Origin of the sequence: Collinsella aerofaciens, assembly GCF_028209625.1 — a bacterium.
Classification (GTDB): domain Bacteria; phylum Actinomycetota; class Coriobacteriia; order Coriobacteriales; family Coriobacteriaceae; genus Collinsella; species Collinsella aerofaciens_AM.
The window spans coordinates 25,630-43,963 of sequence record NZ_JAQLDU010000009.1 but is presented as its reverse complement, the minus strand read 5'-3'; the positions used below and the strand labels follow the sequence as shown (position 1 = coordinate 43,963).

Below are 18,334 nucleotides of genomic sequence, written 5' to 3'. Positions count from 1 at the left end.
CCAATGATCCGGCGAGCCAACACATAGCAAGCTTACGGGTGCCCAAGTACTTCGGGCGCCCGTTTTTTATCGCTCGACCAGCACGCGATTGAGCCGCCCCTCCACCAAGCGCTCGTATAGATGCCGCGTCTCGGGCTCGGGTACGCCATTGACCTGTTCCCTTAGATGGTGCATATGCCCGCTGTATAGCTCGACGATATCGCGCCGCCGCCCCGCCGCACTGTAGACGCGCATGGCGCAGCGCACCATATCCTCACGCGCCGTTTCCTGTCGAAGCCCCGACTCCGCCAGCCAAATCGCCGACTGCAAATCGTTTTCTTCTAGAGCGGCATTTGCTCCCTTAATCATGCAATCGATGTACTTTGACTGCATAATGCGTCGCATACGCAAAAAGTAGGTGGGGTTACAGCCATTGGGAACATACAGCGGTCCGGCATAAAGCTGCTCAATCTTAAGGCACAGCTCAACTAAATGGGGCCCGCGCGCACCCGTGCGATTTCCCAAAACCTCGCGGCTTATCTGGTCAAACAGCCGTACATCGGTCTTGACGTAGTCGCCGTTGAGTCCGATGCATTCATTTTGGATGAGCACACACGACTTGCCATCCGGCGTCGGTCCCAAAGCCGACCGCAAGCGCGATATCGTCGAGTACAGGTTGTTGCGGGCGCTATTGAACTCGGCATGGGGCCACAACTCCATGGCCAGCGTCTCACGATCGACGAGCGCATCCATGCCCAGCGCAAGCCGCTCGGCAAGTGTCGCCGCCTTCTTGCGGCGCCACATTTTGTCCGTGATGGGAAACCCGTCGCGCTCGGCGCGAAACGCACCAAACATGCGAATCTCGATATGGTCAATGGTATCAACGGCTTCAACCTCGCCGGCCTGGAACAGGCGCTCGCCCTCCCCTTCCAAATCGTCGCGCAGCGAGTACCGCGACAGCTCGCGCACGGGAAGCTTCTTGCGAATCCTGGTCGCCGGCTCGCCCAGACAATGCATGGCAAGGCGCGCAAAGAGCCGATACGATGGCTCCAGAATCCCCGCACGATTCATGGACATCCAGGCCGCAAGATCGCTGTCTCGGCCCGCACAGGCCAAATGCAGCGCCACCATCCAGGCCTCCGCTCCACCAACCTGCGTCTGGCTTATATCGAGCAACTCCGCTTCCTCACGTACCGAAACCATCGAGGTGTTACGCAGATACGCCGCGCGCTCCAGCAGCAATGCGTTATCGCGCATGTACGCAATCGACTCTTCGGCAAGTTTGAGCACTTGGACCGCACGGAACTTTGCATTAACCGGCCGTCCCTCTGCCAGCGACTGCCAGCCTTCTAGCAACAGGCCAAACAGCTGAATCTGGTTGTCGCGCATGCGCACGGCAAAACGATCGAGCTCGTTGAACGCCGCGTCGTCGGTTACCGGCAGGCCGGAAAGGAGCCGCCGTGCCGCCAACACCATGCGCACCCAGATAGCCATCGCCTTAAGCCCACGTACGTCGAGCGCCTCCCGCACCACCGTCATCTCGTCGTCGCGCTCGTCGATTCCCGCAAACGACCCGTCAAAGAGCTCCACCAGCATGCTATCGGCCCGTATAACAATCCCCGCGATGTCGAGCTCGCAGTCATAGGCCTTGCTCGTTTTGAGCTGCTGTAGAACGCCGCCGTCATCTCCCCGTTCGGTCAGGCATCGCTTGACCTCGATATGCGCGGACAGCATGTCGAGCGCGGTGTGGGACGTCTCTATTTCTGGCACGGCCAGGTTCATAGGGAGCCCAAGCCCGTTGTCCCCATAGCAAACAGCCGTCAGTGTCTGGGCCACCCTCCATGAAACAGGGTCTATTTCGCAGACCGCCCGTTCGCCCCCGCGCTCGATGACCGATGCCATATAGCGAGCGAGCTTTGTATTGGACACGCTGACCGCTGCCAGATATACGCCGAGCGCCTCGGCAGGCGTTGGCTCTGGAGCCGGATCGTCCGCATCGATCGTGCCCAGCGCTGCTCGGCAGATATCGGCCCCGTGCCCCGTCAGAGCCAGATCGGCCCCATACTGCCCAGCAAGTTCAAGGACCGCTTCACGGTCCAAAAAGGCGTCCGCCAGGTCCATCGCCGTATCGCATCGGCCCGCCTTAAGCAAAATCCGGGCCGCCCTCGGAACAAGTTCGGGGCGAACCTCGGCCACCAACTTACGCAAGCGCAAGCGTCCGTTATCCTCCGTGCCCAGACACGTAAAACTCCGCTCGGCGGGGTCCAAGCCAAAGATCGGGTAGTCGCGTACGAAGTAGGACTGGTCGACCATCGATAGCCTCACCCCGCAAGCCTCGAGTTCTGCGATATTGCCCTCGCCCATCAAAATCATGAGACATGCCACGCAAAACAGTGCATTATTGTCGAGCGAAGCCAAGTCGACAAGTGCCGCGCCATATACGTTGACAATCTCGTTTTCGAGCAGACCGGCTACGTCGCCTTGGCCATACAGACCCGTCTGCAATGCCGAAACGAGCTCGGGCACGCCCTGCGTGAGCTGATAAAAGTCGAGCGATGTGCTGATCGAAAACGCCGATGCCCACGCCGAATACTCATAGGCATGCACCTTGAGCATCTGCGCATTGATCTTAACCGAATCGCCCAGCCCATGAATCAGTTGACGATTTGAAGGACGGCAGGAGATAAAGACCCCCACCCCCATAGCGCGCAGGCCGCGAATCCTGTCGATGAGGTCTTCGGTATCGTGCTGATCGAGGTTTGGCACATTATCAATCGCGATAAGGGAGTGCGGTTTGTCTTTGAGTTCTTCGGTAACCACCTCGAGCTGCATAAACACCTCGCGCCCAGTGGCGCGATCGGCCTCGATAATCCGCACGGGGCCTCGCGTCGGGTCGCATTTAACCTCATGGGTGTACTGCAGCAGCACCGAGGTCTTCCCAAACCCGTCGGGCGCATAAAGAACCACGATGCCGGCCTTTCGGCCCTTGGCGATAAGCTCATTCATCAAGCGTTCGCGTCGCACCATATAGCCTCCGCCCAGCGGCATCAGCTCGAGGTCGTCCATACTGCCCAAATCGTTTACCATGCCCGCTCCTCAACTCGACCGTATGGACACCGTAACCGCAAGACCATACAAGCCGCGCTATGAATAGAGCGACCTTGTGTTTTAGGTTGTCTTTTGGTACGCAAGCGGCAAGTTTTTGTACAGCGAGGGCCGATTGTTATTAATCCCCCGACTAATCGGTCTTTAAGCAGGTAAATGGCTTGTCAGCTTGTCCCATCTAAGCGGCAGTGTAACGCAAATGAACAAGGTTCAGCCATGTCATTCAACTCGCCTAGCACCCGCTACCGTCTACGACCTTTTAGTGGCATTTTTGCATAGAATCTGGTATGGAATGAATCAAACTGTTTGACATCCGGCATTCGCCAAGCTTGCGGCAAGATTTTGGTCAAGCGGGCGGAAAGGGATAACAAAAAGGCCCCCGCAAAGCGGAGGCCTTAGGCAAGGCTATGTCGAGATGCAGGATTCGCGCTACTCGCAGAGCGAAAGGGCGGCCTCGTCGGCAACGACAACGCAGTTGGTGTGCAGCTGCAGGATCGAAGCCGGGCACGCGGGCGTAACCGGACCATAGCACATGTCATGCACGGCCTGAGCCTTGGCCTCGCCGTTGGCGACGACTAGGATCATGCGGGCATACATGATGGTCTGGGTACCCATGGTGTAGGCCTGACGGGGAACATCGTCGATGCTGTCGAACAGGCGGCTGTTGGCCTGAATGGTGCTCTCGGTGAGGTCGACGCAGTGCGTGCCCTTGGAGAAGTGGTCATCGGGCTCGTTGAAACCGATGTGGCCGTTGTTGCCAATGCCGAGCAGCTGCAGATCCGGGTAACCGGCGGCGGCGACGATCTTGTCGTACTCAGAGCAGGCAGCGGCGGCGTCGGGGTTGGAACCGTCGGGCACATGCGTGTTGTTCAGGTCGATGTTGATGTGATCGAAGAAGTTCTCACGCATGAAGTAGTGATAGCTCTGGGGATCGTCGTGCGAAAGGCCGCGATACTCGTCCAGGTTGTAGGTGCTGACCTCGGCAAAGTCGACGTCGCCCTTCTCGTACCAAGCAACGAGCTGCTTGTAGGCACCGATCGGGGTGGAGCCGGTGGCAAGACCCAGCACGCAATCGGGCTTGAGGATAACCTGCGCCGAGATGATATTGGCGGCCTTGCGGCTCATATCCTCGTAGTCTTTAGCTTTAATGATCTTCATTACGCGTCCTTTCTCGTACAAGAGAGGCAAGGCTCCCCTTACAAGCACTTGCCCGCGGCCCGCGTCGGCCGCAACCAACGTGTGCGGCCACCAGGGCGAGGTCGCGTAATGTATGTGTCTCGTGTCTAGCCGCGTCGAGGCCCCTGCCCGTCCACGGTGACCCAAAGCCGTTTAGCTTCGGACAAATCCCATCTTGCCACGGAGGGCGCCCTCTTTCAAGGGCGCCCTCCATAAACGTGTTTGAATTGTAGGCTAATGGCCACGTGCACTTGCTAGCGCTCGCGAGCAACGATGAGCTGGTCCATCTCTTCGACATGCACGCCAACGGAGCCCTTGATACTCGAGAACTCAACGGAGTTGCACACCAAGATGGGAACCGTCACATCATAGCCCTCGGCAGCAATTGCCTCGCGATCGAACTCAATGAGTACATCGCCCTTATGGACGATGTCACCCACTTGCGCATGTACGGTAAAGTGCTTGCCCTCAAGCTGAACAGTGTCCAAACCAACGTGGATGAGCACGTCCAAGCCATCGACCGTGTTAAGCGCAACAGCGTGTCCCGTGGGAAAAATGGCCTCGACCTTGGCATCAGCCGGTGCAATCACGCGCGTGCCGGTAGGCTGAATCGCCACGCCCTGGCCCAAAAGGCCGGTGGCAAATATCTGGTCGTTTACCTCGGAAAGCGGAATGACGTCGCCCGAGATGGGAGCATCCAGCGTAAGGACTCGACCACGCATACCAAAAGACCTTAGGACTTTAGTGAACATGCTCCCCCTCGGACATACCAATCGACCAAAATAGCCTTAACAGTTTACCACTTGGCACTCGTTTTTGACCATTAGGGAAGTTCGCGCTTGACAACCTCGACGATGTCGTCGACAACGCGCTGGGTCAGCTCGTGCGTCTCGGCCTCGGCCATAACGCGGACCAGCGGCTCGGTACCGCTCGGACGCACCAGAATGCGACCGCGGCCGTCAAGTTCCTTCTCGGCAGCAGCGACGGCATCCCAGATGGGCTGGCAATCGTCCAGACCAGCCTTGTTGTCGGAATGCACGTTGACGAGTACCTGCGGGTACTTCTTCATGATGCCGGCAAGATCGGTGAGGGTACGACCGGTGCGCTTGAGCACGGCCAGCAGCTGCAGAGCCGTCACCAGGCCGTCACCGGTGGTGTTGTGCTCCAGGAAGATGATGTGGCCGGACTGCTCGCCGCCGATGACGGCGCCATCCGCGAGCATACGCTCCAGAACGTAGCGGTCGCCCACGGCGGTCTGAACCATCTCGAAGCCCTGCTCCTTCATAGCGATGGAGAAGCCCAAGTTGCACATGACGGTCGAGACGATCTCGGAGTTGGCGAGCTTGCCGCGGGCGGCAAGGTCAGAACCGCAGATAGCCAGGATGTAGTCACCGTCGATCTCATTGCCCTCGCTGTCCACGAACAGCACGCGATCGGCGTCGCCGTCGTGGGCCAGGCCGATATCGGCGTGGGTGCGCAGCACGAGCTCGCGCAGGGGCTCAAGGTGAGTGGAGCCGCACTCAACGTTAATGTCAGTGCCGCAGTAATCGGTGTTGATAGCGTGCACCGTGGCGCCCAGGCGCTGCAGCGCGGCGGGCGTAGTCTGGCAAGAAGCGCCGTGGCCGCAGTCGACGGCAACGACTAGGCCATCGAGCCTCAGGCCGTCGAGCGTATCGATGGCATGATCGACATATGCCTTGCGAGCGTCCTTCATCTTGATAATGTGGCCCACGCCGGCGCCGGTCGGCAACGTGTCGGCAGCCATGGCCTCCTCGGACATGACCCAGGCGCTGATCTCTTCCTCAACCGCGTCGGGAAGCTTCATGCCCTTGCGGCTAAAGAACTTGATGCCGTTGAACTCCGGCGGATTGTGCGAAGCAGAGATGACGATGCCGCCGTCGAGCTCGTTCTGGACGGTGAGCAGCGCCACGGCAGGCGTGGGGATGACGCCGCAGCAGTGCGGACGGCCGCCCTCGGCCATGATGCCGGCGGTCAGAGCGCTCTCGAGCATGGTGCCCGAAAGACGCGTGTCGCGGCCGACGCAGATATCCGGACCAAGAAACTTGGTCGCCGCGCGGCCCAGGCGAAACGCAAGGTCGCACGAGAGGTCGGCATTGGCGACGCCACGGACGCCGTCGGTACCGAAGATGTTCTGGGGCATAGGATCGCTCCTTCCCTAGCAGGCGATATGCAACCGCCCACCCTAGTCGAAAAAGAAAAGCGGGACCCGCCGAGGAATCGGCAGGCCCCGCTTGTACATTGTATCTCGAAAGGAGATAAAACCTTAGCGCTTGGAGAACTGGGGAGCGCGGCGGGCCTTCTTGAGGCCGTACTTCTTGCGCTCGACCACGCGAGCATCGCGCGTAAGGAAACCGGCCTTCTTGAGGTCAGCACGGTAGTCGCCAGCGTTCAGAAGAGCGCGAGCGATGCCCAGACGCAGAGCGCCGGACTGACCGGAGATGCCGCCGCCATCGCACAGAGCGATAACGTCGAACTGACCGGCGGTGTCGGTCACCTTGAAGGGAGCAAGGGCGTTCTCAACGAGCTGATGACGGCCGAAATACTGCTCGGCGTCACGCTTGTTGATGGTCACCTTGCCGGTGCCGGGGACGAGACGGACGCGGGCGACGGCGTTCTTACGACGGCCGGTACCCTGGTAGACAACGGTGTTCTCAGCCATCTTTAAGCCTCCAGCTCAATCTTCGTGGGGTTCTGGGCAGCATGCGGATGCTCGGCACCAGCGTAGACCTTAAGCTTGGTCATCTGGGCACGGCCGAGGGTGGTCTTGGGCAGCATACCGCGAACGGCGCGCTCGATGACCTTCTCCGGGTGCTTCTCCATAGCCTGGCGGAAGCTCTCAGCCTTGAGGCCGCCGTTGTAGCCGCTGTGGCGATAATAGGTCTTCGTGTCGGCCTTGTTACCGGTAAGCTGGACCTTATCGGCGTTGATGACGACAACGAAGTCGCCGCAGTCGCTGTTGGGCGTGAACTGGGGCTTGTTCTTACCGCGCAGGATCATTGCGATCTGGGTGGCAAGACGGCCCAGGACAGCACCATCGGCGTCGACGAGGACCCAGTTGCGCTGGACCTCGCCCTGCTTGGCGTAGTGAGTCGATTTCGAAATCACTTAGACTCCTCCATGTACAGTACGTGTTGTTACAGAGATTCACGGGGCTCTGCAAGTAACCCGTCCATATTACCCCGCTCGCCGTACGAGTCAACAGGTATTTTGGCTCCGACCAGAGTTTCTGCACATGTCATCCACGAGCCGTGATTTTTCCAACTCTTTAGCTGTTGTCATTTTTTGAGGGTTCGCCGTCGCTAGCGCTCAACGAACTCTTGGATTTCCGCGAGCAGGCGCTTTGCCTCCTGACGGCCCTGGATATACAGGTCCAAAAGCTTTGCCGGATCGTGCTCGACATGGCCGACCTCGACCGGCTTTTGCGGAGCAATGACCAGCGCGCGGCCCTCGCGCTCATACTTCCACAGGTGCATGCGCTGGAGGTTATAGCGGTCGTGGCGCGTCTCGATAGCCTCGAGCAGATAGGGGTAGTCGACATAGCGGGCGCGCGCGGCAGGCATAAACTCGTAGGGCTTTTTCTCGTACGAGCGGTCCTGCGTGACAATGACAACTGCGCGATCGAAGCCCGCCTCCTCCAGCACGTGCTCGATGGGGACCGAATCGGCTACGCCGCCGTCGACGTATTTGTGCCCGTCGATCTCGACCGGCGGCGTCACCAGCGGCAGCGACGTCGAGGCACGCACGGCATCGAGGTCGAGCACGGCGCTTTTGACCGGCAGGTAGGCAGCGGTTCCAAACAGCATGTCCGTCGCGACGGCGCACATCTCGATAGGGCTGGCGTCGAACGTCTCGTTATCAAAGGGATCCAGGCGGTCCTGGATATCGTTGAAGATAAAGTCGTAACCCACGATGGAGCCCGTGGATGCGAAGGATGCGGCACCCATGTAGCGGTTGTCATTGCAGAAGGTCAGGTTGATGCGATTGACGCGACCGATCTGGTGCGACTTGTAGTTGACGCCGTTGAGCGCACCGGCCGAAACGCCGTACACCGCCGGAATTTCGACACCGGCCTCCATGAGAACGTCGAGCACGCCGGCGGTAAACTGCCCACGAAAACTGCCACCCTCCAAGACGAGCGCGACCTTGCCGGCGTTCTTTGCCTTATCTTCTGCAGTCATATTAACCTCCTGCGATTGCGTTTTGGCCTTCTTCTACCCAGTTTTGGAATGGAGGGCACATGGGTTTTGCAGTTGAGAAGGGCGGGACGGTCGGCGGGAAAGCGCGTCCCGGTCTCAGAGCAAATTCCGGGTCGCAGTTTCCGCTGAGCCCGCCATCCGGAAAATGAATCCCATTCCGAGCTTAGATTCCGGGATGTAGTTTCCGCTTGATGTGTCATCCGGAAACTACATCCCAGTCTGAGCGCGGATTCCGGGATGGACTTTCCGCCTGGGCTGCCATTGGGAAAGCGCGTCCCACCCTGCGTCACTGAGGCGTTTTCTTTACGCCCGCGCCCTGCACAGAGTTCGATTCTCCGCGGTTTGGGGGGGATCCGTCGGTGCGGGGCATGGCCAGCGGAAATACCATCGGCAGCACATCCGTTTTGGGTTGAAGCTTTGCGCGGAGAATCCGCGTATTTGCTTCGCAAATTCGCACCGGCTTCGGCCGCCTGCCGGCGCCCTCGCCCGCGGGCTAAAAACGCTTACGCGTTTTCCTAACGCCCGCGCCCTGCACAGAGTTCGATTCTCCGCGGTATCTGCAAGTAATAAAAAGGCAGGTAGAGACACTTCTCTACCTGCCTGTTACTTATGGTGGAGGCGCGGAGAATCGAACTCCGGTCCACGAAAGCCCCCTGATTGGCATCTCCAAGCTCAGTCGCTGGTTTAGTCTCGGACGCCTTGCGCGCAGCGACACGCTCGCGACGTCCTAACCGGTTCGGTCTTAGCCCGCGCCATACCGATTACGTGCGCAGGAGCATTCCCCTAAGATGACGTCGCGCCGGTGTCGGGGAAATCACCGGGTTGACGCGCCGCTATAAATTAAGCAGCGAGAGCCATAGGCTCAAAAGAAGAGTTGTTGTCAATTCAATTTGACGGTACCCCTGTTTAACGAGGCGAGGAGACCTCGGCTTGCTTCCTCTCTCAGAGCTATCGTGTCGAAACCAGTCGCCCCCGAATGTCGGGAAAGTCTGGATGGTATCGGGCCTGCAAACACCCGATAACCGTCGACTTTTCAAGGAACATACGGGGCGAGCCCCGCTTGTGGAGTGTTATCTTACCACGTTCTGAAAGCGGACAGCTGTTCTATGCACGAGCTGTGAAGACCCCAATGTGCGCCGCACTTCGCACTTTTGTTACCGATCGCGTCACGTATATTTTCGCCAAGCAAAATTGACCCGTCGAAAGGACCGTTATGGATACCAAGCAGCAACTCGTCGATGCCCTCGCAGGCCTGGGCTCAACCATTACCGAAGCTATGGATGTCATCGAGGGCTTTGTCCCCTGCGGACATCCCGCCCTCACGGTATCGAACGCACTCGTCGCGCTGGACGTTGACGATGATGCAGCTCTCGCCCAGCAGCTTGAGACCGTCGAGGGCTTTATCGACCACGTGAGTGAGAACCGCGGCGTGGCCGCCTACCACGGTATCGAGGTCGAGCTCGCGGGTCCCAAGGCCGATCTGTTCGCAGCAATCCGCGAGGTAGGCACCCTTATGCAGACCGCAGGCGTCAAGAACACCCAGGTCAACGAGTGGGTCTACCGCAGTCTGGCAGCACTCGACAGCTCCGACGAAAAGGCAGCCGAGCAGCTCGCAGAAAGTCCCGCCATCAAGGCCGAGCTTTTGTAAATAGCAGACGCGGGCCCCTTGGCGCATCGTCGTCCAAGAGGCCCGCAAACAGTTCGCGTCAACCGATTGCCGCGCCGCCGCATTCGGCCAAGGCAAGAATCGGCATCATTTGACGAGGTGTCTTTGCTGCAAGATCGGCATGTTCGAGCAGTTTTCGATCGTTGGTCACCAAGTAATCGACCTGGGCGCGTTTGCATGCGGCGAGTACCAAGTTGTCCTCGTAATCGCGATGGAGCGCTAAGTATTTGTCGGCCAGCCAAAGGTCCGACGCATCTGCACCCACGGCCGTGGCGTTTTCGGTCATGTTCCGAACAAACGCCAGCGCCGCATCGCCAATCGCGCGGGCAGAAGCCTCGCCGAGCGCTCCCCCGCTGGCAAGAACGCTGCGCTTCAGTTCGTGCTGTACAACATACAGTACGTCCTTGGCGATGTGCACCGGAAAGAACAGCAATGCCCCCGCCTCCGTCGCCTGCCCAATAAACGCACGCGCGGCAAGCGACTCGGCATGGTCGACGCAAAACGAATCAACCCATACGTTGGCATCCAAATGCAAAAGACCTGCGCCCGGACGACACCGATGCCGTCTGGGCGCAGGCCAGATAACGTGGGTGAACACGTCTGTTAACGCAGGTACGCCTTTGCGTTGCCCAGGCTGTAGGCAATCGTCGAGCCGTTGTGCAGCAGTGACGACGCCTGCGGGGTAATCGCGCCGGTAATGCCCAGTGCCAAGAGCGCTGAGTTGGTGAGCATCACCTTAGAATAGGAGCTCGTCAGTCGGTCAATGAGGCCCTGGCTCATGCGGCGCAAACGCACGATCGCGGCAAGATCCGTATCGGTCAGGATGATATCGGCGACCTCCTTGGCAATGTCGCTTCCGCCACCCATCGCCAAGCCCACGTCGGCCAAACCGAGCGCCGGCGAATCGTTGACGCCGTCGCCCACCATGGCAACATGGCGCCCCTCGCTCTTAATGCGCTCCACATAGGCGTACTTGTCCTCGGGCAGCAGTTCGGCCTTAAACTCGTCGACACCCGCCTCGCGCGCAATGCGCTCGGCCGTGCGCTCCGAATCGCCCGTGAGCATAACGACATGCTTGACGCCCAGCGCATGCAGGTCGGCGATGGCCTCGCGGACCCCGGGCTTGAGCGGGTCCTCGATACCGAGCACGCCGACGACCTTTCCATCGACCGCCAGATACAGCGGCGACAGGCCCTGCATCTGGGACTCGATTTGCTCCTTAATGTCGGCCTCGAGCTGCGCGCTCTCGTCCTCAAACACAAAGTGTGCCGAGCCGATAATCGCGCGACGCCCTTCGATGGACGAAGCGATGCCGTGCGCCACAATATACTCGACCGCAGCGTGACGCTCGCGGTGCTCGAGCCCGCGCTCGCGGGCAGCGTTGACCACGGCACGCGCCACCGGATGCGGAAAATGCTCCTCCAAGCAAGCGGAAAGGCGCAGGACCTCGTCCTCGCTCCAGCCATCGGTGGTGAGCACGCAGGCAAGACGCGGCTGTGCCTCGGTAAGCGTGCCGGTCTTATCAAACACAATGGTGTCGGCCTTGGCAAACGACTCAAAGTACTTCGCGCCCTTGACCATGACGCCCATCTTGGCAGCATCGCTCATAGCGGTCATGACGGCAACGGAACCCGTAAGCTTGAGTGCGCACGAGTAGTCGACCATCAGCGCCGCCGAGGTCTTGATGAGGCTACGGGTGGTAAGCGCAACCAGGCCCGCGAGCAGGAAGTTCCACGGGACGATCTTGTTGGCAAGGTCCTCCATATGCGACTGGCCCTCGGACTTGAGTGAGTCGGCCGTCTGCACGAGTGAGACGATTGAGCGCAGTTTGGTTTGCGCCGTATTGGCGCGCACGCGCACCAAGATGCCGCCGTCTTCCACGACGGTACCGGCGAACACGTCGTCGCCCACGCTGCGCTCGACGGCCAGCGGCTCGCCGGTCAGGGTCGCCTGGTTGACCATAGCGCTCCCCTGCTCGACAACACCGTCGATGCAGATGGACATGCCGGTGCGCACGGCGACCAAGTCGCCGGGCTCGAGCTCGGTGGCGGCAACGCTTACCTCGGTGTCGCCGACGACCTTTTGCGCCTTGTCGGGCACATCGAGCAGCGAGTTGATGAGCTCGTTTTCGCTCATGGCGCGGGTGTAGTCCTCGAGCAGCTCGCCCACGTTGAGCAGGAACATCGTCTGGCCCGCGGTGTCGACATCACGCTTGACGAACGAAATGCCGATGGCCGAAGCGTCGAGCACGGGAACGGTCAGGCGCGGCTGCGCGAGCTCATGAAGGGCAGCGCGCAAAAATGCCATGTAACCGGCCACGACAAACACCGCACGCAGAGGCGTCGGCAAGAACCAGCGACGTGCGTAATGGGCACCGATAAGTGTGGCAAGATCCATAACGAGCTTGTGCTTGCGTGGCTCAAGCTGCATCACGTAGCCTGTCTTTGCGTCAGCAATGGCCTGAGCGTCGAGCGCACCGACGGCGGCCAGCACGGCATCGCGGCGCGACTCGTCGTATTCGAGCGCCATCTGGCCGATGCGGCCGTAGACGCGCACCTTGTGCACGCCGTCGATGTCGCCGCCAAGCTTAAGAAGTGCATCGAGATCGCTCTCTGGCACAGGACCCGCCAATTGAAGACGGGTCCTGCCGGGGATCTCGCTAATAATCGAGAATCTCATAGTTTGTGCCTGGGAGCGTTACTCGGCTGCCTCGTCAGCAGCGGCCTCGCTCTGGGTGATGTAAGCAGCCTCGGCAACCATGTCGTCGACATTAGCCTTGGCCTGCTCGACCATGTCCTGGTAGCCGTTCTTGATGCGCATGCCGCACGCAATGCCCTGAACGCAGGCATTCTTGACCGGAGCGCTGGTAAGCAGCTTGATGCCGGCCGTGCCAAGCAGAAAACCGCCACCGACAAGCAGGGTGTTGAACGTGGACTTCTTCATGATGTCTCTCCCTTTTGCCGCATTGGACGCGGCATGGTGCCTCAGCACCCGAGTAAACAAGTTTGCTCGAGCACGCTTTTGAAATATCTCAATTTTATCTAACTATCTAGGTCAGCCATGGCTAACCTTTTGAAAATTAACGATGCGGAGTAACCGATTGTCAATGTGACAAAGGGACTGTCCCTTTGCCCCTTCTTACAACTGCCAGGTAGCTGCTTCCTTTTGCAGCGCCACCATGCGGGCGAATTCTCCACCTGCCGCCTTGAGCTGCGCCGGAGTGCCCTGCTCGGCAACCACACCATCCTTGAGTACAACGATTTTGTCGGCATTTTCCACCGTACGCATACGGTGGGCAATAACGATAACCGTCTTACCTGCGAGCAGACGGGAGAGCGCCTGCTGAACCACGGTCTCGTTCTCCACATCCAAGCTCGCCGTCGCCTCGTCCAACAGCACGATCGGCGCATCTTTGAGCAGCGCACGGGCGATGGAGATGCGCTGGCGCTCGCCGCCGGACAGCTTGGAGCCGTTCTCGCCGATCATGGTGTCGTAGCCCTGCGGCATGCGGCTTACAAACTCGTCGCAGTTGGCGGCACGCGCGGCGGCAAGCACTTCCTCATCGGTGGCATCGCGACGGCCAAGGCGGATGTTTCCCATCACCGTGTCGTCAAAGAGCAGCACGTCTTGAAACACAATGGCATAGTCGCGCAGCAACACCTCGGGATCCACGCTCGCAACATCCACGCCGCCCACGGTGACCGTGCCTTCGGTGGCGTCCCAAAAGCGCGCGGCCAGGCGGCTCACCGTGGACTTACCGGAGCCCGAAGGACCGACCAGTGCCGTAACCTCGCCTTCCTTGGCGGTAAAGCTCACATCGGTAAGAACTTTCTCGCCGGCGCGGCCGTCCTCGCCCGCACCATAGCCAAATGCCACGTGATCGAACACCACATCGTGGCCTACGGGCTCAAACTGCTCGCTGCCCCGCGCCACGGGCTCTTCCATGATGGAACGCATGCGCTTGGCCGACGACTCGGCGGCAAACAGCTCGGACATTAACATTAACGCCTGGTCAAAGGGTGCATAGATACGGCTCACCATAAGCAGGAAGGCAAACATCACCAAAAAGTCGACCTGCCCGGAGGCGACCATCGCGGCGCCCGTGACCAACGTGGTGGCAATGCCCAGACGCAGGATGGCAAAGGCGGAGTTGACCAAAAGCCCATTGGCGAGCTCGCCCTTGGTGGTCTCGCGCTCCTCGGCATCGATCACGGCGTTGAGCCCCTCAAGATAATGAGCCTCCTGGTTGGTGGCACGGATCTCGCGCGCGCAGTCGAGCGTCTCTTGAATCGCCTCGGTGACCTTGACCTTCTCGGCGCGCACGAGATCGAACACCGGGGTCATGGGCCCGCGTGTTAGATACAGCACGGCAAAGGCCACGGGAACGCTCCAAAACGCCGCGATCGCCAGCTGCCAGCAAAAGAGCAGCGACGCCACGAACACAATGGCGCTTGCGATGATGGCACCCCAAAGCTCTCCCAGCACGTGGCTGTAAGCGTGCTCCATGGCCTGGACGTCACCCATGATGGTCTCGGTTAAATCGGCCAGATCACGACGACCAAAAAACGACAGCGGCAGTTTGCGCAAGCGCTCGGCGATCTCCATACGCTGCTTGCCGCACTCCTCGTAAAAGATGCAGTAGGTGTAGTAATACTGCTGCCAGTTAGAGGCAAAGAGCAACACGAAAAAGACCAGGAGGCCGCCCACGATCGGCAGGGCATCCGGCAGGTCAGCCCCGCTGGCGAGATGCTCGACAAAGCCGGCCATAACCAGGAATAAAAAACCCATGCCGGCCATGGTAATGAGATTAGTGAGTGTGGTCCAGAAAATGCCACGTTTTACGCCGGCGACACCTTTATCGGATAGGAAATACTTCTTTTGGAATGAGGTGAACATTTAGGCCTCGCCCCCCTTCGTGACGGCGGCATCCGCGGTCGCCGCAGTGATTTTCCAGCTCGCGGCCTGTTCGTATTCGGCCCACATCTTGGCGTATAGACCGTTTTGGGACAGTAGCTCGGCATGGGTGCCAGCCTCCTGCACGCCTCCTTGGTTGAGCACCACGATCTTGTCGGCCCCCACCACGGTCGAAAGCCGATGCGCGATCATAATGACCGTGCGACCCGCCGCCAGCTTGCTAAAGGCGCGCTGGATGAGCGCTTCGTTCTCGGGGTCGGCAAACGCCGTGGCCTCGTCGAGCACCACGATTGGCGCGTCCTTAAGGATTGCGCGGGCGAGCGCCACACGCTGGACCTCGCCGCCCGAAAGGTACGCCCCGCCGGCGCCGAGCATGGTATTGATGCCCTGCGGGAGCTTGGCCACGATATCGTCGCACTGGGCCGCGGAGAGGGCCGCGCGCACTTCGTCGTCAGTGGCCCCAGGCTTGGAGGCGCGCACGTTATCGGCAAGTGTTTGGCGGAACAGCTGGTTGGTCTGAAACACAAAGGCGACCTGGTCCATAAGCTCGTGCGGATCCATGTCGCGAACGTCTACACCGCCTACGAGCACACGACCTGCGGAAACATCCCAAAAACGCGGGATCAGACTGGCACAGGTTGACTTACCGCCGCCAGAGGGACCCACCAACGCGAGGGTGCTACCTGCAGAAACGCTAAAGCTCACATGGTTGACGGCAGGTGCCTCGGCACCCTCGTAGGTAAAGCTCACGTCCTCAAATCGCACGTCGCCGCCGGCGGGGTGCTTGGGCTGGGCAGGCACGGAGAGCTGCTTGGAATCCATGACGCTTCGAATGCGAGCCAGCGAATCGGCACTCATCTGAGAGGCCTCGCCCACAAACATGAGCTTGGTCATGGCCGTTGGTACCACGGCCGAAAATATCGCGTAAAACGTGAAGTTGGCCATAAAATGCGCGAAGTCCGTCTCGCCCGGCGCCAACAGCAACGCCACGGGCAACAGGAATGTCACAAGACCATTGAGCGCGGTAAGGTTGAGCACCTGCGGGCCTCGGCAGAACGTGCCCGCATAGTTTTGCGCCATGTCGGCGTATTCGGCGATCGCGTCGTGGAACGCCTTAAAGGAGTAGACCGTCTGCTGGAACACCTTGACCACGGGGATGCCGCGCACGTATTCGGTGCCGGTCTTGTTCATCTTGACCAGCGCGCCCATGTAGGCCTTCATAAACTCGGCGCCCTTGCCGCTCATCATGGTGGCCATGGCGCAAAACGAAACGGCCACCGAAATGAGGCATGCCGCGCCCAAGCGCCAATCGAGGGCGAAAAGCAGCACGAGCAAGCCCACGACCATGGCGGCGGCGCCTGCGATATCGGGCAGCATGTGCGCGAGCAGGGTCTCGGTGGAAGCGGCGCATCCGTCTACGATACGGCGCAACTCACCGGTGGCGTGTGTGATAAAGTAGCCAAGCGGCAGCTTAAGCAGGTGCTCGCTCGTAGTCTTGCGAATATTGGACGCGCAGCGAAACGCAGACAGGTGCGTGCACATGAGCCCCACGAAATAGACCACGATGCTTGCCAGCGCAAACCCCACGGCCCACCAGCCATACGTCGCGATGCCGCAGGCTTCGCTCCAGTTAGGTGCCACGGCGATCAGATCGCGCGCGACAAGCCAAATGCACACGTACGGGCCAAAGCTCAGCAGCTGCGAGAGCGCCGAGAGGGCCATGCCCAAATATGTTAGGGATTTACGGTCGCCGGCATATGCAAGCAGCTCGCCGATACCGCCGCCTTCCTTTTTTGATCCCTTTGCCATGAGATTCCTTTCTAACGGCTTGAGAGTTAACCGTAATGAACTTATCATTGATGTGTTAGCCATGGCTCACAATCGAGCCAGGCGTGGACGTTTCTGCAAAGGAAAGGGACGCTTTTGCAAATACGACGGGCAGCGACCGACATAACCGAGCTCTATGCACCGCAGTTTGAGCAGTTTGGCCTGGAGCTTACCGGCAAGGGCGCCGTCTTTACCGGCGAGGTGGCAAACGATCGGGCGCACGGACGCGCATGGATCATGCCCCTCTCCCCTGCCTGCATCGTCATGGAGCATTACATTACCCCGACGCACGATATGTACCTGGCCGAATACACACCCGAACCGTACGCGTGCGTGAGCGAGGTCAGCGCGCCCACGCTCATGTGCATGCCCGAAGCCGGCATAACGCCTGCGAACCTTAAACCCCTGCATGGACCGTGGCCGAACAGCGCGGTGTGCAGCTTTATCCAAGATAGCTGCGGCGAGGAGCTAAGTCCGCTGTTTGCAGGGCAGCTTTATCACTCGCGCTCGGTGCTCTTTTTGCCCGGGTATTTTGACGAGCTGGAGCATCGGTATCCCACTGAGTTCGCAGGAGTCTTTGAAGCGTTTGCCGAGTCGTGGCACGAGGAGGCGACGTCTGCCATCTGCCACACGCTGCGCCGGATTAACGAGGACCGCGCCCGCACCGTAGGCGGACACGTCTATATGCAAGGCATCGTGGAGACCATGGTCGCGGAGCTCGCCTGTTCGCGCGCGGCCCACAAGCAGGCGCGGCGGGCGGCAGACACACGCGCCAGCATAACCATTGCCGAGGAAGCGACGGCGATGATTGAGTGCGCGCTCGACAAAGGCAGGCGTGTGGGTGTCAACGAAGTGGCCGAGAGGCTCTACACAAGCCGCTCCAAGCTATGCGCCACCTTTAAGGCCCAAACTGGCGAGTCCCTGGGCGCCTACATCCGCAGACGCCGTATGGAGCGAGCACAGGACCTTTTGGCCGACAGCTCGCTGACGATAGCGCAGGTGGCAGAGCGTCTAGGCTACCCTCAGCAGGCCGCCTTCGCCCAAGCCTTCAAGCAACACACCGGCACCACCCCCACCGCTTGGCGCTCCCAACATATATAAAGAATGAAGGCACCAACGGCGCCCTCATTCACCAAATTCAATCCAGCCCGCCTGACCCGAACGGCCGAGTCGTTGCAGAACCCGGGAGCCCCGGCAGGGCGGGTGCTTGCTCAAAATGAGTTCCCTCCAAAACAATGGGCGCGCCAACGGCGCGCCCATTCACTCTATTCCATTCAGCCCCGCCTGACCCGAACGGCCGAGTCGTCTGGCCGGGGAAGCCCCGAGTCGCCGGGGTGTTTGCTCCAAATGAGTTCCGCATGCAAAGAAGGCCACTAAATGTGGCCTTCGTCTTGCATAGGACTGTTTGAAATTTGGAGGAAATACCCCGGCGACTCGGGGCTTCCCCGGC

At 59.9% G+C, this 18,334-nt stretch carries 14 protein-coding genes and 1 other RNA gene; 2 read left to right on the top strand and 13 right to left on the bottom strand.

Annotated features, from left to right (window positions below; genetic code table 11):
* Positions 1-66: 66 nt before the first annotated feature.
* From PMW70_RS05675 to ssrA, 8 genes are all read right to left on the bottom strand, one after another.
* Positions 67-3,066 (bottom strand): AfsR/SARP family transcriptional regulator, encoded by a 3,000-nt coding sequence (locus PMW70_RS05675; protein ID WP_271744126.1) that lies wholly within the window; start codon positions 3,064-3,066, stop codon positions 67-69.
* Between the two features lie 447 nt (positions 3,067-3,513).
* Positions 3,514-4,242 (bottom strand): glucosamine-6-phosphate deaminase, encoded by a 729-nt coding sequence (nagB, locus tag PMW70_RS05670; protein WP_271744125.1) that lies wholly within the window; start codon positions 4,240-4,242, stop codon positions 3,514-3,516.
* Positions 4,243-4,514: 272 nt separating this feature from the next.
* The gene (locus PMW70_RS05665) at positions 4,515-5,012 is read right to left on the bottom strand and encodes a PTS sugar transporter subunit IIA (RefSeq protein WP_271744124.1); all 498 of its coding nucleotides are present in this window, start codon (positions 5,010-5,012) and stop codon (positions 4,515-4,517) included.
* Between the two features lie 71 nt (positions 5,013-5,083).
* Positions 5,084-6,421 (bottom strand): phosphoglucosamine mutase, encoded by a 1,338-nt coding sequence (gene glmM / locus PMW70_RS05660; RefSeq protein WP_055251011.1) that lies wholly within the window; start codon positions 6,419-6,421, stop codon positions 5,084-5,086.
* 123 nt (positions 6,422-6,544) lie between these two features.
* Entirely contained in the window at positions 6,545-6,940 is a 396-nt protein-coding gene (gene rpsI / locus PMW70_RS05655) for a 30S ribosomal protein S9 (RefSeq protein ID WP_022094634.1), read from the bottom strand.
* A 2-nt stretch (positions 6,941-6,942) separates the two neighbouring features.
* Positions 6,943-7,386, bottom strand: a complete 444-nt coding sequence (rplM, locus tag PMW70_RS05650) for a 50S ribosomal protein L13 (protein ID WP_022094635.1) — start codon at positions 7,384-7,386, stop codon at positions 6,943-6,945.
* Between the two features lie 194 nt (positions 7,387-7,580).
* Positions 7,581-8,459, bottom strand: coding sequence for a patatin-like phospholipase family protein (locus PMW70_RS05645; RefSeq protein ID WP_271744123.1), 879 nt, complete (start codon positions 8,457-8,459; stop codon positions 7,581-7,583).
* 628 nt (positions 8,460-9,087) lie between these two features.
* Positions 9,088-9,451, bottom strand: a transfer-messenger RNA (tmRNA) gene (ssrA, locus tag PMW70_RS05640).
* A 239-nt stretch (positions 9,452-9,690) separates the two neighbouring features.
* Here ssrA and PMW70_RS05635 point away from each other — a divergent pair.
* Positions 9,691-10,125 (top strand): hypothetical protein, encoded by a 435-nt coding sequence (locus PMW70_RS05635; protein WP_089573175.1) that lies wholly within the window; start codon positions 9,691-9,693, stop codon positions 10,123-10,125.
* A 58-nt stretch (positions 10,126-10,183) separates the two neighbouring features.
* Here PMW70_RS05635 and PMW70_RS05630 read toward each other — a convergent pair whose 3' ends face one another.
* From PMW70_RS05630 to PMW70_RS05610, 5 genes are all read right to left on the bottom strand, one after another.
* Positions 10,184-10,741 carry a type II toxin-antitoxin system VapC family toxin gene (locus PMW70_RS05630; protein ID WP_271744122.1) on the bottom strand — a complete coding sequence of 186 codons (558 nt, stop codon included), beginning with the start codon at positions 10,739-10,741 and terminating at the stop codon, positions 10,184-10,186.
* Between the two features lie 5 nt (positions 10,742-10,746).
* Positions 10,747-12,762, bottom strand: a complete 2,016-nt coding sequence (locus tag PMW70_RS05625; RefSeq protein WP_271744121.1) for a heavy metal translocating P-type ATPase — start codon at positions 12,760-12,762, stop codon at positions 10,747-10,749.
* A 78-nt stretch (positions 12,763-12,840) separates the two neighbouring features.
* Positions 12,841-13,086, bottom strand: a complete 246-nt coding sequence (locus tag PMW70_RS05620; protein ID WP_055250999.1) for a DUF6110 family protein — start codon at positions 13,084-13,086, stop codon at positions 12,841-12,843.
* A gap of 195 nt (positions 13,087-13,281) precedes the next feature.
* Complete coding sequence (locus tag PMW70_RS05615; protein WP_271744120.1) at positions 13,282-15,039, bottom strand: ABC transporter ATP-binding protein; 1,758 nt, start codon at positions 15,037-15,039, stop codon at positions 13,282-13,284.
* A complete protein-coding gene (locus PMW70_RS05610) occupies positions 15,040-16,866 on the bottom strand; it encodes an ABC transporter ATP-binding protein (RefSeq protein ID WP_271744119.1) in 1,827 nt (608 codons plus the stop codon). It lies immediately after the preceding gene.
* A 114-nt stretch (positions 16,867-16,980) separates the two neighbouring features.
* On the opposite strand from PMW70_RS05610, the gene PMW70_RS05605 reads away from it, so the two are divergent.
* Positions 16,981-17,985, top strand: a complete 1,005-nt coding sequence (locus tag PMW70_RS05605; RefSeq protein ID WP_271744118.1) for a helix-turn-helix domain-containing protein — start codon at positions 16,981-16,983, stop codon at positions 17,983-17,985.
* Positions 17,986-18,334: the final 349 nt, after the last annotated feature.